Source organism: Paenibacillus kribbensis (assembly GCF_001705305.1).
Taxonomy (GTDB): Bacteria; Bacillota; Bacilli; order Paenibacillales; family Paenibacillaceae; genus Paenibacillus; species Paenibacillus kribbensis_B.
In genome coordinates, this window is sequence record NZ_MCBP01000007.1 from 42,752 (window position 1) to 58,501 (window position 15,750).

Below are 15,750 nucleotides of genomic sequence, written 5' to 3' on the forward strand. Positions count from 1 at the left end.
CTCCTTACTTTTGATCCACCAAATCGACGTAACCGGGACGATTCCACTTACGGTCCACTTCAACCCCGTTTTGCGGATGGCGCTTTTTGTAGCGTGGATTGATACGCGGCAGCGGATTTTGACCGTCTACCTCCAAAACTTGCATCCGAACCTTGGCTTGTTTATAGGCCGGTGTGCGGGTAATCACGTCGAAGGCTCCACCGGTTAACAGGTTTACAGCACCATCATGGCTGGTGGAGTGCATGGGTACATAGATTTCAGTTCCCTGTACCCGGTCCGTGACCAGAACACGCAGCTTGACCGCACCATAAGGCGACTCCAATCGGACCAGCGATCCGTTTTGGACTCCGCGCTCCTCAGCCAATTCGGGTGACACCTCCACAAATACTTTGGGGAGCTTGAGCTGGATACCTGCTGATTTGGTTGTCATATTACCTTCATGGAATTGTTCAAGCAGCCGGCCGTTATTCAAGGTCAGATCGAATTCAACCGGGAACTGTACCGGTGGTACATATTCGAAAAGTCCCAAACGCGCCTTTTTATCCGGGAAATTAAAGCCGTTGGTATGCAACAGCGGTGTATTGCTGCCATCCGGCGATCCCCAATGGAAGCTGTTCCAGCCTTCCAATACGTCATAATTACATTGGGAGAAAAATGGGGTAAGCGACGCCATCTCCTCAAAAATTTCACGCGGATGACTATAATCCCAATCAAATCCCATATGCTTGGCAAATTGGCTGAAAATCCACCAATCCGGTTTGCTGTTCTCCGCAGGGCGAAGCGCTTCGTATAAACGTTGTACACGACGTTCGGTATTGGTGAAGGTTCCGTCCTTTTCCAGTGAAGGTACGGCTGGCAAAATAACATCTGCGAATTCTGCTGTCTTGCTCAGGAATACATCCTGGACGACAAGGAAATCCAAATTGGCAAGCATATCCTGGGTATGGTTGGAGTCCGCATCCACCCATGCCATCTCTTCTCCAGCGATATACATCGCTTTGAGCTCACCAGTTTTAATCGCCTCCAGCATTTGAATGTTGTCCAGTCCGCGTTGATTCGGAATCTGTACGCCGTAGGCCGCTTCGAACTTGGCGCGAATGGCATCGTTCGTCACCGGCTGGTAGCCCGGTAAAATGTCCGGCATCGTGCCCATATCGGCAGCACCCTGAACATTGTTATGTCCGCGAAGCGGGTATGCACCTGCACCCGGACGCATAAAGTTTCCAGTCACCAGCAGCAGGTTGGCAATCGCAATCGAAGTATAAGAGCCTGCGATATTTTGCGTCACGCCCATACCCCAGCAAATGGCAGTGCCGTCGGCTTCATGAATCATGGTTGCCACCTGAATCAGCGTCTCTTTGGAAATACCTGTTTCCTGTTCTGCAAACTCCGGTGTGAAGGTCTCCAGCAATTTCAAATATTCAGGATAGAAATTGACATGTTCTTCAATGAATCTAGCAGCATGCCAGTTTTGGTCGATGATGTATTTGGCTACAGCAGATAACCATACATAATCCGTACCTTGCTTCGGGCGAATGAACAGATCTGCGCGATCCGCCATTTCGTGCTTGCGCAGATCCACCGAAATCAGCTTTTGTCCGTGCAGCTTATGCGCACGTTTGATGCGGGTAGCCAGCACCGGATGTCCTTCTCCAGGCGCACAACCGACCAGTATGACCAAGCCTGCTTGAGCAATGTCTTTAATCGTACCGCTGTCTCCGCCGATGCCTCCGGTGTATTGCAGCCCCCATGACGCAGGAGATTGGCAATATCGGGAGCAGTTATCGACATTATTCGTCTGGAAGACCTGACGTGCCAATTTTTGCAGCAGATAATTTTCTTCATTGGTAAATTTGGACGAGGAAATAAAGCCGAGCGCCTTGCCGCCATAGGTTTCTTTAATAGCTCCCATTTTGCTGGCCATCAGGCTTAGTGCTTCTTCCCAGGTTGCTTCCACGAATTCGTCGCCTTCACGAATTAAAGGCGTGGTCAAACGCTGATCGCTGTTCACAAAATCCCAGCCGAATTTCCCTTTAACACATGTCGAGATACCGTTGACAGTCCCATTCGAGGTAGGTTGTACCTTTAAAATTTTGCGGCCTTTGGTCCATACCTCAAAGCTGCAGCCCACGCCGCAGAATGTGCAGACGGTTTTCGTTTTTTTCGTACGGGTTTCACGCATTGCTGCTTCCGCCTCGGAAATGGCAAATATCCCGCTATAGCCTGGCTCCACTTCTTTAATTAGATCCACCATCGGATTTAATAAGTCCTTATTCATGCCGCTCATGAAGCCTGCTTCTCCCAGCATAGATTTCTCCATCAAGGCATTGCAGGGGCAGACCGTTACACATTGACCACAGCTGACACAGGAGGAATCGTTAATTGCGACTCCGTCATCCCATATGACACGAGGGCGTTCAGCTTCCCAGTCAAGAGACAGCGTTTCATTGACCTGAAGGTTTTGGCATACCTCTACGCATTGGCCGCATGCAATACATTGATTGGGGTCATAGCGGTAAAAAGGATGGGACATATCTACTTCCGTCGGGTCGACCTTCGGTCGATACGGATATTTTTGATGCTCAATTTCCATAAGCTCTGCTGTATTATGCAATTTACAATTACCGTTGTTGTTATCGCACACCGTGCAGTAGAGGAGATGATTTTCCAGCAGTCGGTCCATGGCCTCTGTTTGAGCTGCTTTCGCGCGATCCGAGTGTAATTGAATGTTCATTCCATCCGAAGCTCGTGTCGAGCAGGAACGCACCAGCTTTCCGTCCACTTCGACGATACAGGTATCACAGGTGCGGATCGGATCAACCTCGGGAACATAACACAGCTGGGGATGGGCGATGTTGTTTTCGTTAATGATTTCGAGAAGTGTTGCGCTGTCTTTCGCTTTCAGCTCCTGTCCGTTTAATGTAATTTTGATTGTACTATCAACCACGGTTCAGGCTCCTTTCAGATTTTGAATTTGAAAATTAGAAATAAAAAAACTCCACCATAAACACAAGTGCCTGATCATGAGCACTTGTGTTTATGGTGGAGTAGTGACCAAGCTCTAAGTCCTGGAGGCCAATCCGCCATGGGAATATGTATTAATAACAACCAGTACACACCGTTTGTATATCAATAGCTTGTTAATCATAAAGAAATGTCATTTTCTGCATATCATCTGGTGTAACTATAGCGTAAAATTTAAGATAGTTCAACAGTGTATATTAAAATTTTTATATCAGGATTTTTCAAAGCCTTCCATTGATAATGATTATCGTTTGAGAAATTGAAAAAGCATTGACAAACGTTCGAGGATTGCTAACAATAGAAATGTAAAACTATTGCAGTGCATTCGTGAATGGAGTGTACGTGGGGAAGCGCGTATATTTTATTTGTCGCAGCGCTTGTTAGTTTGATTTTTCTATATCATATGATGTAAGGATTTGTGAAATCCTGATGTAGATAAATTAACCGGCATTTAGCAGATTCTTCGATTTCCAGAGGCGAAGAAGTTGTTGCGATGTCGGTTTTTTGGCTATAGAGCAAGCTAAAATCAAGGCATGCATGAGGCGCGGCTGCGTAGGCGAAGGGTGCTTGGTCGCTGTTGCCCAGATTTCTGGAATGAAGGCACCGTTGTAGAAGTCTATAACGATGACAGATTGAGGTGAACGTAATGGCAAACCGGAGCGACGATCAAAGGAAACGTCCGTTGCGGGACTTGAGGATATCCGTTATAGACCGATGTAATTTTCGGTGTCGGTATTGTATGCCGGAAGAAATCTTTGGGCATGACTATCCGTTTTTGCCAAAAGAAAAAATATTGACCTTTAAGGAAATTACACGCCTATCCCGTATTTTTGTCTCGCTTGGCGTTACGAAGCTGCGCATTACTGGCGGTGAGCCGTTGCTGAGAAAGGACTTACCTTCGCTCATTCATTCGTTAACGGGGCTTGAAGGAGTCAAGGATGTTGCAATGACGACGAACGGGGTATTTTTGCCTAAATATGCTGTGGCACTGCGAGAGGCAGGACTGAGGCGAGTGACGGTCAGTCTGGATTCACTTGATGATGATCGATTCCGCCGAATGAACGGGGGAAAAAGCACTGTAAAGGCTGTGCTGGATGGTATTGATGCTGCAGCTCAGGCGGGGATGCAGGTAAAAATAAACATGGTCGTGCAAAAGGGCTTCAACGATCAGGATATTGTGCCTATGGCCGATTATTTTCAAAGGAAAAAGCATATTTTGCGTTTTGTTGAGTTTATGGATGTAGGCAACACCAATGGCTGGAAATTGGATCAGGTCGTTTCCAAGCAGCAGATCCTCCAAACCATTCATGAGCAGATGCCGCTGGAGCCCGTCCCGCCCCAGTACACAGGTGAGGTGGCGACACGCTATAAGTATCAGGACAGAGACGGGGAAATCGGCATTATTTCGTCGGTTACGGACGCCTTCTGCTCCACATGTACGAGGGCGAGAATTTCTGCTGAAGGCTCCTTGTACACGTGCCTGTTTGCCTCTCAAGGGTACGAGCTTCGCACGATGCTGCGTTCCGAACAGTCCGATGATGAGATTAGAGCTTACATTGAACGTGTTTGGAGTGGGCGTACCGACCGCTATTCGGAGGAACGGCTGACCCATACAAAGCAAGCGTCGTCCAAAATTGAAATGTCACACATCGGCGGGTGAACCGAAGAGCCAGCCTGCCAGAAACAAGGGAGTTGAGCACATGGAAAAGCCAGCTGAGATAAAGCGCGAGATTTTGTCTTATCGAGATGGTCAAATCAAGCATTTGGAGGATATTGTGGTGACGGAGCACCCGGTAACCATCAAAATCAATCAGCAGGAATTTGCTACCATGGTTTGTACACCGGAGTATGTGGAGGATATGGCAGTAGGCTTTTTGGCCTCTGAAGGCGTCATTCAACGGTACGATGATATCGAAGATCTGTGGGTTCAGGAAAAAGAAGGTTTTGTTCATATCAAAACCCGTCGGATGAACGAGTTTTATCAAAACTTTCATTCCAAACGGTATATTACCTCCTGCTGCGGGAAGAGCAGACAGGGCTTCTACTTTGTGAATGATGCCAAAACGGCCAAAAGAATGAATGACATCCATGTAACGCTGACTTGTGACGATTGCTTCCGCCTAATGAATTTAATGCAAAGCTCGGCACATACGTTTCTGGAGACCGGCGGCGTTCATAATGCCGCGCTGTGCAACAAAAACGGGATCATCCTGTCGAGAATGGATATAGGCCGCCACAATGCGCTGGATAAAATTTATGGGCATTGTCTGAAAAATGATATTGTATTACACGATAAGATCATTGTATTCAGCGGGCGTATTTCATCTGAAATTTTGTTGAAGGTCGCGAAGATTGGCTGTGAAGTTGTTTTGTCCAAATCAGCTCCTACGGAGCTTGCGCTTGAATTGGCCGAGGATCTGGGGATTACCACAGTCGGCTTTATACGAGGTCATTCTTTGAATGTGTATACGCATTCTGGACGGATTGATGAAATGGTTGAATCTAAAATATAATATAAAAATCCTCAATATACACAGTCATTGTACCTGAAAGGGGGGAACATGTGAAATGAAATATCATATTCAAGTATTTGCTGGCCTTGCGGAACAGATGGGTGGGCCTATGATCACGGTGTCTACTGAGCAGGAAACGATGACCGTTATCGCATTAAAAAGCTTGTTGTCTGAGCGTTTTCCTGAGGCAGCCGCCCAACTGCAAAGCGCTTTTGTTGCCAGAAATCAAGCTTACGTCGCCCCGGAGGAGCTAATCAGTATACATGACGAGATTGCGATCATTCCCCCGGTTTCTGGAGGGTAGATATTCTTACAGGCTGTTTACATTCGATAGAATAGGTGCAAAAAAGGGGTCAGATGCATATGCAGTACCGAATTCAACTATCCGCGGCTATGGCGGAGCAGCTTGGTGATGCAATCACGGTGGAGCTTTCAGAGGAAAGGGTGACCATTGCAGACATTCGAAAAAGACTGAATGAGCAATACCCGGAGATGGCTTCACTGCTGCAAGGTTCTTTTTTTACCCATCATAAAAGGCTGGCTTCTCCAGATGAGCTTGTGCTTCCATCTGATGCAGTCGCTCTTCTTCAATCGGCACCCGGCATGGAAACGGTTGTTTCAACATGTGGATTATTCGCAATCACATACGACCCGATTGATGCCAATGAGGTAGCCTCCAAGGTGCATGACCCTTCTCATGGAGCCTCGCTGACCTTTAGTGGAACGACTCGGGAATATACGCAAGGTCAGCGAACCGTGCTGCTTGAATATGAAGCGTATGTCCCGATGGCGATGAATACAATGAAGCAAATTGGTGACGAAATTGCAGAGCGCTGGCCGTCTACACGTACTGCAATGACACATCGGCTCGGCACGGTGAGGATTGGAGAGACGAGTGTCGTGATTGCTGTTTCTGCTGCGCACCGCGATATATGCTATGAAGCCAGCCGTCATGCCATTGAACGGTTAAAGCAAATCGTACCGATTTGGAAAAAGGAAGTGTGGGAGGACGGCTCAGAGTGGAAGGGACACCAATTGGGTGGCTGGAACCCTCATAATACCCAATAGCTTCCGAATGAGAGCGAGTATATCTGGACTTTCAGCTTGTCTGATCAACTTGTAGCTATCAATGGACAAGAGGTATGGGGGCGTAAATCACGATGTCAGAAATAAACAAGGACCAGAAAACGGATGCTGATGCACAAGCACATACACATGTGTCTCATGCCCGTTATTCCAGACAGGAATTATTCTCAAAAATTGGAACGGCTGGCCAGCAACATATTCGCAGTAAGCACGTGCTGATGGTGGGTGCCGGCGCCCTGGGTACGGCCAATGCGGACATGCTGGTGCGAGCGGGCATTGGACGGCTGACGCTGGTAGACCGTGATTATGTAGATTGGAGCAATCTGCAACGCCAGCAGCTCTATGACGAAGCAGATGCCCGTGATCAAATGCCCAAGGCGGTGGCCGCACAGAAGCGATTGCAGCAAATCAATTCGGACGTGGACATCCGTGCGTTAGTCCGGGATGTATCACTGGAGGAAATCGACGATATCGCAGCAGGGGTGGACCTCATTGTAGATGCCACCGACAACTTCGATACACGCCTGCTGATTAACGATTACGCCGTCAAGCACCGAATCCCCTGGATTTACGGGGCGTGTGTGGGCAGCTATGGGACAACCTTTACCATCGTGCCGGGGCAGACACCGTGTCTGCACTGCCTGCTCGGAACGGTACCGCTCGGCGGGGCGACCTGTGACACGGTTGGTGTGATTAGCCCTGCTGTTCAGATGGTGGCGGCTTACCAAAGCGCCGAGGCATTGAAGCTGCTCACCGGGGACGATTCAGCCTTGCAGAGCAAGCTGATTTCCTTTGATCTGTGGAACAATCAGCATCAGGCGATCCATATAAACGCCATGAAGAAGGTCGATTGCCCAACGTGTGGTGAGCATCCGGTGTATCCTTTTTTACAATCAGAGCATCAGGCTAAAACGGCTGTCCTGTGCGGGCGCGATACGGTTCAAATCCGCCCGGCACCGGGCGCTGTACGTGATCTGAATGAAGCGGCGCGCCTGTTATCCCGTCAGGGGGGCAAGGTGGAGCATAATCCCTACTTGGTATCCGTCGTTATCGGGACGCACCGACTCGTTCTTTTTCAGGATGGACGTGTCTTAATTCATGGCACGAAGAACATCGCCGAGGCGAGATCTGTTTACCACAAATATTTGGGTTGACCCCATTTTCGTCATCTCATTCCGGAATATATAGGACAGGGGAGCCTGCTAGCGTTCCTGCCGGACAGTATTCCAAAGAATCGCTGACAGCCATCATTTTATTCTCTTTTATTATGCTTATGCTTTCGAATCGACTGGTGAAGGATCAGTCCTTTGGAGTATGGAACATACGCAGTCTGCCGATAAGGCAGGCTGCGTTTTATTTGTCTTGAGAAAATAAAGTCTTTGTGTTCAGTGGGCGAGGTCGAGGATTTCATGTGGCAACACCGCCGTCCCAGGGTACCCGTCAGCATAGGACGGTAGCGATCGGCATGGAGCATCAGATCACCGGCGGCCAGGGAAATCGCAGGCAGGCCGGCGCAGCGAGGAACTGCTGCGATTCTCCATGCCTGCGATTCGCTGTCGACGCTTGGCATTGGAGGCACCGGGAGCCTGCCGACCGTGAGGCCGTCCTCCGTTTGCAAGCGGGACAGGCTCAGTGAATTTGTGGTATAATTTTCAAGACCAAACAAAGGGGGATGAGGAATTATGAAGAAATTCAGGGGAATTTTTCTGATAGGTTTAGTCATGGTTTTGGGGCTTGGTCTGGCGGCCGGAAATGTGCAGCCCCCCTCCGCCTCCGCGGCCAGTACAGAATATTATGTGGCCACGAGCGGCAGCGACTCCAACGCCGGAACGAGCGACGCGCCGTGGAAGACGCTGCAGCACGCGGCCGACGTGGCTCCTGTGGGCAGCACGGTTTACGTCCGGGGCGGCGTGTACAATCAGAAGTTGAAGATTACCCGCTCCGGCTCCGCTTCGCAGGGTCCCATTGTGTTCACTAACTATGGGACGGAGACCGCCATCATTGACGGCACTGGACTTTCGGTCAGCGGGACTGAAGGGCTGATCGAACTGGCCGATGTCGATTACGTTACCGTTCAGGGGTTTGAAATTCGCAATTTTACCACTGCTTCCAAGAACGCGGTGCCTGTAGGTATTTATGTCCACGGTTCGGGCGGCTTCATTAATCTGTCCAACAACAAAATCCATGACATCAAAAACACGGTCACCCCGACCGGCAAAGATCGGCTGGGCCGGGACGCCCACGGCATCGCTGTTTATGGCACGAAAGCTCCGGCTTCGATTCACGACCTTACGATCAGCGGCAATGAGCTGTACAATCTCGTGCTAGGCTCCAGCGAATCGCTCGTTTTAAACGGCAACGTGGATGGCTTTGCGGTGACCGACAACCTCATTCACAATAATGACAACATCGGGATCGATCTGATCGGCTTTGAGGGAACCGCTCCGAATACCGCTTACGATCAGGCGCGAAACGGGTTGGTGAAGGGGAACCGGGTATACAATAATTCTTCCAATAATAACCCGTCTTACAAGCAAGACGACAACTCGGCTGGCGGCATTTATGTGGATGGCGGCAAGGACAGCATTATCGAGCAGAACTACAGCTACAACAACGACATCGGCATCGAAATTGCCTCCGAGCATGTCGGCAAAGCCACCAGCAATATTACGGTCCGCAGCAACGTGATATATAACAACCGGCTGACCGGCATCGCCATGGGCGGTTACGATGATGAGCGCGGCTCAACGGTAAACTGCAAGATCGTGAACAATACGCTGTACAAGAACGATACGTTTGGTGGTGGAAGCGGCCAGCTTTTCATTCAGTACGATACGCAAAACAACGTGATCAAGAACAATATTTTCGTGGCCAGCTCCACGGATGTGTTGATCTACAATGAATACACCAAAAATTCCGGCAATGTTGTGGATTATAATTTATATTTCGCTCCGGGTGGCAGCTCGGAAGTCAACTGGATCTGGAAAAATAAAGAATATACGGGATTCTCCGCGTACAAATCGGGAACCGGCAACGATGCGCATTCTCTGTTTGCCGATCCTAAATTCGTGAATGCCGCGAACGGCGACTTCCATTTGCAGTCTTCGTCACCGGCGATCGATGCCGGGAACACGGACCGTGCCATCATCGGAACGCTGGATATTGACGGGAAGCCTAGAGTACAGGGAGCTGCTGTGAACATCGGCGCCTACGAATAAGCCTCATATTCAATGAAAAACAGTGCGTACCGATACTATGCGGTGCGCACTGTTTGTACGTTTTTACAATATTCCTTGTATAGAATCAAAAAATAAAAAGTTTAGAGATTTGTTGAGTAATCGTATGATTAAACAAGGTAACAATGACTTCCTGGAATATCGAAAGTAGGCAACAAAGTATGTTCCAAAAATCACTTTCGCTTGCTCTCTGTTTTATATGAAAGGAATCGGTTATGATGGAAATAGTAACAGAGATTTTAGTAGATTTTAGGAGAGCGGTGCGATATGAGAAAGGAAACGGGTTTTAACGAAATTATTCGAAAAGTACGTAAGGAGCTGTTTGGGAAAGGCCCGGAACGCATACATACGACCTTTGTAAATAATATGGCCATCACCATGCTGTATGGCAATTTAACCCCATCCGAAAAGTTTCTGGCACAAGAAAAATCAGGGGAAGAGATGGTACATGCAGCCCGAACCAAAATGGTGCAAAAAATATATCCCACGCAGTTCAATAAAGAACTGGAGGATTATATGGATTCCCGGCTACTGCACCTCTTTTCAGATATTAAAGTGGAAGAAGATATAGCCATCTCCGTTTTTGTGTTTGAGAATAATATAACGGCGAAATAGGGCGAGGGTGAAGCTGATTTTTTATACATGATTTTTTCTTCGATATTGATATTGGGACCACTGGTAGAGAATAAAGCATCCGATACAAAAACCTAGAATCGCAACTGCTGCTGCTACCAGCACCATCGCCGAGAACACATAAGCAACAATGCTCCACTGGAATATAAATCCTATCCAAGCCACCAGCAGGAAAAAGACGGCCAGGAGTTGATTAAACCTTTGCTGTCCCCGGTCTTCTTGTATATACAAGGAAGGGCTTTTCCTCAAAAATAGCTTAGCTATCCGCATCACCGGATTGAAGTTAAAAAGCACGCCGAGCAACCCCGCTACAAGCGGAATAGCCAGCACCCAGTGTACTCCTGTAATCCAGGTGAAAACTACAGACAGCACAATCACCCACTGGTTAACTCTGACTAAAGGACGTGGAATCGAGGCTGCAGCTTGACTCATATATATCATCCTTTTCTTATCGGAATAAAATAAATAGTTAAAATTATTATAACCTAATAGTGAGGGAATAGATAGCTGAAAAATGGTTTGTTTGATTATTACTATAGACCCATTACCAAAGACATGGTAGAGTTTTGGTATATATTCGGTAAAGGGGTCAGTTTATGAAAAAGATATTTTTATGGTTATTTGTAGCAGGAATCGTTCTATCGGGTTGTACTACTTCCAAGAGCGGTACCACGAGTACAGAGAGTGCTACAAGTTCAAATGCATCAGGAGGCTCTGCCAGTTCATCTGTACATGAGACGGTAGCGACTGAAAATAATGGATATCAAGGTAAAATTTCATTTCGTAACGTAGGTTGGGGGATGAGTAAAGAACAAGTAAAGGCATCTGAAGATATGAAAGTTGAGGAAGAAGATCATGAGTCAGTGGCCTATTATTCCAAGATCTTGGGACTTGAAAGCGGACTTATGTACTTATTTGTGGATGATCAATTGGTTCGTGCAGCTTACGTAGTGACCGAAAAACATACCAATAAAAATGAATATATTGAGAATTATAATGACTTAAAAAAGAGCCTAACGGAGAAATACGGCAAGCCTAGCAGTGATGATACCCTTTGGAAGGGAGATTTATACAAAGACACGCCAAGCCAATGGGGAATGGCTGTAGCGACAGGCCAATTACATTATCAGGCAGCATGGGAGACAGAAGATACAGAAATTTTGCTTGATTTACAAGGTGATAATTTCGAGCCCCGCCTGAGTCTAGTGTATGACAGCAAGGAACTACAGCATTTGAGTGAGCAGCAAAAGGATCAGGAATTGAAAAAGAATTTATGACAGTACAAGGCATGGGTTCCATAGGCTTTGAGTGCGAACCCCAAGTGCACATGAAATCCCCGGAACATTCGCACCCCGCGCCAGATAAGGGATTCAGCGATTTTGGGGTGTGATTTTTAACATTTATTGGTGAGTTGAAAAGACATTCGCGAAAAAGCGTTTACAAAGCCTTGCTAGGTAAGGCTTTGTAACGTGTGCAGTCGCTCCCTATATGGGAGCGTGGATTGAAATGTCGAAACCGCTTGTTTCCCTCCATGATGGTACACGTCGCTCCCTATATGGGAGCGTGGATTGAAATATCGCTCACCGTATCAAAGGGCTATTCGCGTAATGTCGCTCCCTATATGGGAGCGTGGATTGAAATGTTTCAAGTGGAATGATCCTGATTCCCAGGACAAGGTCGCTCCCTATATGGGAGCGTGGATTGAAATCTTTACTTTGTGTATTTCCTGTATGCGCTGTCGCTCCTTATGTAGGAGCGTGAATTGAAAGCACGTATTTCTCATACCACACATACAGCACAGCTATGACGTTCCTCATTTTTCATTGAAATACACAAAAAGGTTTGCCTTAACACTTGGCAAGCCTTCTTGTGCTGGTTGTAAAACGGAAATAGGTTCATAATGAACTAACATTTTTATAGATGTGGAACTGTTCGGGCCACCATTTTAAAAAGTGGAACACAAAAAAGAAATCCGTTTTGGAATCAGACTCCTTAATGTCTTCCCACGCTAACATGCACAAACCACGCTATTCTTTTTCTTCAAACTGCATTAACACGGAAATGTCTTTGATCTCCAGAGCATGAGCGATCTTTTCAAGCATAAGCAAGTTTACTTCTTGTCTCCCATTTTTACAAAGCTGTGAAATTCTTGCTTGGTTAACCCCAGATTTTTCCGAAAGTTGCATTTGCGTCATATTTCGCTCTTTTAACACTTCTTTAAGCCTTATATTTAATTTTAGCAAGAAAAAGAAACCTCCTAAAAACTCATTGACATTATTCATTTATGCGAATAATATAATGCATATACAGTTTATTCGCTAATGCGAATATGATATCTTTCCAAAGGGATGTATCCAACATACCCTTAGCTTTGCTATTGCCATTTTACCAGAATTTCAATGGAGGATGATACCTATGACTGAAAAACTGAAAGCGAATGTGCAAGCGATCAAGGACATTGTACGCATGAATCCCGTGTGGGAGCAGGAAAAGGGAGAGCAGGAAGCATCGGAGCTGCACTACTATCATATTGTGGATGCGCTCAATCGAAAATGGCAAACCATCGGTGTCGATGTTTCGGACGCGATTCAGGTTTTTGAAAGAGGGCATAACGATGCATGGACACGGATTATTGAACCAGCCCCCTGGAACCCGAATCTAACCACTAATGATTTAATTCACCTGCTCAAAATCAGTCCGGAAGCTGTACAGATTCGTCATGCTATGCAAATCATACTGAATACCGTTGAAAGACGCAATGCGTTTATCCGTTGTATCATTAATGTGAATGAACAGGCAATCTGGAGTCTGCTCTGCCAGATGAAAGACGAATACCTACGTTATGAGCAACTCTCGAATGAAACCTTTATGGCTATGTATGCTATGAATCCGGTTGAGGCCTTATCTGTATATTTTCTTGAATCCGTAGATGTACATATGTACTGGGAATGGTGTGATGCTGGCGGTACAGGCAAGCAGGCCATTCAGTATAAGCAGGAAGATCCTTTTATGACGCTAATTCAAGCGATTGAAAGAGTAGAAGAGGAAATGTATGCCCGTACATAACAATCCATAAGTGTAGTTGCTACGCTGACGACAAAATGGCTTGGGTGGGTAGTTGGCTAGTCTCCTGCAAAGGATGTGAGGGCTGTGGAGGTTAAGTCGCACTCTATATGAGTGCGTGGATTGAAATATTATTAGCGACCACTATATACTCCCGGTCAGTAAGTCGCACTCTATATGAGTGCGTGGATTGAAATTTCCGGGCTGAGGGTGTACGTTTTGACGTCACTTGGAGTCGCACTCTATATGAGTGCGGCGGATTAAAATCGCGAGCAATTGAAGATTTTACGACTGCTTAACGTTGTTACTCCACTTAAGGGAGTACGACGTTTTCGCTAAGTGTAGATACAAATCTAATTTAAGCTGGCTTCCTTTTAAATCAAGGGAGCCTTTTTCGTTGTGTTTTTATAGACAGAAAAAGAGAGACTTCTTCCGTGATGATAACTCAAGTAATAAAAAAATTTGAAGAAGTATCTTCCATTAGAACCAGAATTAATTTATGATAGAGTTATACATCCTAGAATTTTCCTGCGTTTATTTAATAGCTGAATTTTTTAACACATTTGAGAGGAGATTTCAGAATGAAAAGATTCAGAAAAGTGATTTCAGTTACATTAAGCTCAATGCTCCTGCTTTCATTCGGGATGACGGCGAACGCGAGTGCGGGCACAGAGGGGAAGACGGATCAAGCGATTCAAGCGGCTTCCAGTGTACAGCTAACAACGGATAAAGAAAGTGTTATAAAACAATTAACGCGTGCGGACAAGCCTGAAAGTATCACAGATTCGGTGTATACCATTACAGAAAATATCAACTTGGCGACACCGCAGAAATCTGAGTTGAAAAAGAGAGTTACCCCTTCGCTCAAAGCTAGTTCAAAGTCTGCATCAGCTAAAACCGTAACGGCCGTAGCAACTGCGTCCACGGCTACATATTCCGGTACGATTACAGAAGAGGGAGGCACACAGTTTTTATATCCGATCTATTTGCAGTCGGGTGAATTGTTGCAGGCTCAGTTGGATGGTCCGTTCTCAGCACAACTTGACTATGACTTATACCTATATGAGTTTGATATGACGACAGGTGATATTAATTCAAATCCAATAGACGTCTCCAATTACGGAACTTATGTTAACAATTATGAACAAGGAGCTGCGTCCCTTCCCGAAAACGTAGGAGCTCGCAATAAAACAGGCTCTGCAAAGGCTTATGCGATTGCAGTCCATGCCAAGAAGGGATCTAGCATTAATGACCCTTTCTATTTAACTGTAGCCGTAAGCTCCAACTATGATGCCTATGAGCCGGATGACAGTGCCTTTCATGCTTATAATTTTACTGTTAACGACAAAGGCTCCTCAATTAACTTCCGCACCATCCATTCCGGTATAGATAACGATTGGTATCAGGTTACAGTACCGGCAAGCCGTAATTATGATGCATTAAATGTAAAGCTGGATAGCATCTCGGAAGGCTATGGGTACAAAGCGGAAGTATATGCAGCCCTCACAGGCAACCAAATGGTGCTTCTACCACAAACCAATCATAATGTTACCCTAAATACAGGAACCTACTATGTACGAGTGTACAGCACAAGTCAGTATTCAGCTGACCATTTGTATACACTAGCAATCAAACCAGTGCTTCGGGCTGGTAAAATCGAAATTACCGGCTATAACTCCAATGGGTATTATGATTATCCAACGTATTCTTACGGCCGGCACTATCGTATTAATGGAAACAGTAATCTAATCGTGAATGGTGTTGTTAAAACAACGGATGGACAGCTGGTTCCCAATGCTCCTGTCACTGTCGTTTGGCTGGATAAGAACTGGACCGAGGGCAGTGGTAATCGTACGAGAACGGCTTCAACGTATACAGATGATAACGGAAATTTCAGTGTGACTCTTGCACTTCCGCCATCAACAGGAAAAAATGTGGAATATATAAGTGCAATCGGCTCCACACATTATTTTGATCTTACTGGAGTAGCAGCTCAGGTCGATGGAACTTCGATTAGTACAACGGATATTGTGTATCTTTTTGCTTACAGCTTGAGAAATTAACACCTATTTTAATGTAGTTTAATTCATAAGAGCCGCTTTTTTTGAATGGTTTGCTGAGGCTTTCCATTTTTAAGAGGCGGCTCTTCATGTTTTTTCATCAAGGCTAAGCAAATAGTCTTGTTTTCATAGATT

At 46.2% G+C, this 15,750-nt stretch carries 14 protein-coding genes and 1 CRISPR repeat array; of the genes, 10 read left to right on the plus strand and 4 right to left on the minus strand.

The genetic code is table 11. The features are described 5' to 3' along the window. Positions 1 to 4 precede the first annotated feature (4 nt). A complete protein-coding gene (gene fdhF, locus BAZ21_RS14280) occupies positions 5 to 2,947 on the minus strand; it encodes a formate dehydrogenase subunit alpha (RefSeq protein WP_068501801.1) in 2,943 nt (980 codons plus the stop codon). 723 nt (positions 2,948 to 3,670) lie between these two features. On the opposite strand from fdhF, the gene moaA reads away from it, so the two are divergent. From moaA to BAZ21_RS14305, 5 genes are all read left to right on the plus strand, one after another. Next, positions 3,671 to 4,684 carry a GTP 3',8-cyclase MoaA gene (gene moaA, locus BAZ21_RS14285; protein ID WP_068501803.1) on the plus strand — a complete coding sequence of 338 codons (1,014 nt, stop codon included), beginning with the start codon at positions 3,671 to 3,673 and terminating at the stop codon, positions 4,682 to 4,684. 40 nt (positions 4,685 to 4,724) lie between these two features. Continuing rightward, complete coding sequence (fdhD, locus tag BAZ21_RS14290) at positions 4,725 to 5,537, plus strand: formate dehydrogenase accessory sulfurtransferase FdhD (protein ID WP_068501806.1); 813 nt, start codon at positions 4,725 to 4,727, stop codon at positions 5,535 to 5,537. Between the two features lie 55 nt (positions 5,538 to 5,592). After that, entirely contained in the window at positions 5,593 to 5,841 is a 249-nt protein-coding gene (gene moaD / locus BAZ21_RS14295) for a molybdopterin converting factor subunit 1 (RefSeq protein WP_068501808.1), read from the plus strand. Between the two features lie 59 nt (positions 5,842 to 5,900). After that, the gene (locus BAZ21_RS14300) at positions 5,901 to 6,605 is read left to right on the plus strand and encodes a molybdenum cofactor biosynthesis protein MoaE (protein ID WP_068501813.1); all 705 of its coding nucleotides are present in this window, start codon (positions 5,901 to 5,903) and stop codon (positions 6,603 to 6,605) included. A gap of 92 nt (positions 6,606 to 6,697) precedes the next feature. After that, positions 6,698 to 7,777: a thiazole biosynthesis adenylyltransferase ThiF gene (locus BAZ21_RS14305; RefSeq protein WP_084011654.1), complete on the plus strand. Its 1,080-nt coding sequence runs from the start codon at positions 6,698 to 6,700 to the stop codon at positions 7,775 to 7,777. Positions 7,778 to 7,875: 98 nt separating this feature from the next. Here BAZ21_RS14305 and BAZ21_RS28545 read toward each other — a convergent pair whose 3' ends face one another. Continuing rightward, positions 7,876 to 8,193: a hypothetical protein gene (locus BAZ21_RS28545; protein WP_141694979.1), complete on the minus strand. Its 318-nt coding sequence runs from the start codon at positions 8,191 to 8,193 to the stop codon at positions 7,876 to 7,878. A gap of 112 nt (positions 8,194 to 8,305) precedes the next feature. Between BAZ21_RS28545 and BAZ21_RS14310 the strand changes: the two genes are divergently transcribed. Together BAZ21_RS14310 and BAZ21_RS14315 are read left to right on the plus strand one after the other, a co-directional pair. Further along, complete coding sequence (locus BAZ21_RS14310; RefSeq protein ID WP_068501816.1) at positions 8,306 to 9,841, plus strand: right-handed parallel beta-helix repeat-containing protein; 1,536 nt, start codon at positions 8,306 to 8,308, stop codon at positions 9,839 to 9,841. A 285-nt stretch (positions 9,842 to 10,126) separates the two neighbouring features. Beyond that, on the plus strand, positions 10,127 to 10,474 hold the full coding sequence (locus tag BAZ21_RS14315) for a DUF2294 domain-containing protein (protein WP_068501819.1): 348 nt from the start codon (positions 10,127 to 10,129) through the stop codon (positions 10,472 to 10,474). Between the two features lie 21 nt (positions 10,475 to 10,495). On the opposite strand, the gene BAZ21_RS14320 is transcribed toward BAZ21_RS14315, so the two are convergent. Beyond that, the gene (locus BAZ21_RS14320) at positions 10,496 to 10,924 is read right to left on the minus strand and encodes a DUF4395 domain-containing protein (protein ID WP_068501821.1); all 429 of its coding nucleotides are present in this window, start codon (positions 10,922 to 10,924) and stop codon (positions 10,496 to 10,498) included. A 164-nt stretch (positions 10,925 to 11,088) separates the two neighbouring features. Here BAZ21_RS14320 and BAZ21_RS14325 point away from each other — a divergent pair, with 164 nt between their 5' ends. Beyond that, positions 11,089 to 11,769 carry a hypothetical protein gene (locus BAZ21_RS14325; RefSeq protein ID WP_068501823.1) on the plus strand — a complete coding sequence of 227 codons (681 nt, stop codon included), beginning with the start codon at positions 11,089 to 11,091 and terminating at the stop codon, positions 11,767 to 11,769. Positions 11,770 to 11,968: 199 nt separating this feature from the next. Continuing rightward, a CRISPR array of direct repeats spans positions 11,969 to 12,261; the repeat unit is 32 nt; unit sequence GTCGCTCCCTATATGGGAGCGTGGATTGAAAT. A 258-nt stretch (positions 12,262 to 12,519) separates the two neighbouring features. On the opposite strand, the gene BAZ21_RS14330 is transcribed toward BAZ21_RS14325, so the two are convergent. Continuing rightward, positions 12,520 to 12,735, minus strand: a complete 216-nt coding sequence (locus BAZ21_RS14330; protein ID WP_068501826.1) for a helix-turn-helix domain-containing protein — start codon at positions 12,733 to 12,735, stop codon at positions 12,520 to 12,522. Between the two features lie 172 nt (positions 12,736 to 12,907). Here BAZ21_RS14330 and BAZ21_RS27970 point away from each other — a divergent pair, with 172 nt between their 5' ends. Both BAZ21_RS27970 and BAZ21_RS14340 read left to right on the plus strand, forming a co-directional pair. Next, positions 12,908 to 13,558 (plus strand): hypothetical protein, encoded by a 651-nt coding sequence (locus BAZ21_RS27970; RefSeq protein WP_084011656.1) that lies wholly within the window; start codon positions 12,908 to 12,910, stop codon positions 13,556 to 13,558. A 578-nt stretch (positions 13,559 to 14,136) separates the two neighbouring features. Continuing rightward, positions 14,137 to 15,618, plus strand: a complete 1,482-nt coding sequence (locus BAZ21_RS14340; RefSeq protein WP_068501829.1) for a carboxypeptidase-like regulatory domain-containing protein — start codon at positions 14,137 to 14,139, stop codon at positions 15,616 to 15,618. Positions 15,619 to 15,750: the final 132 nt, after the last annotated feature.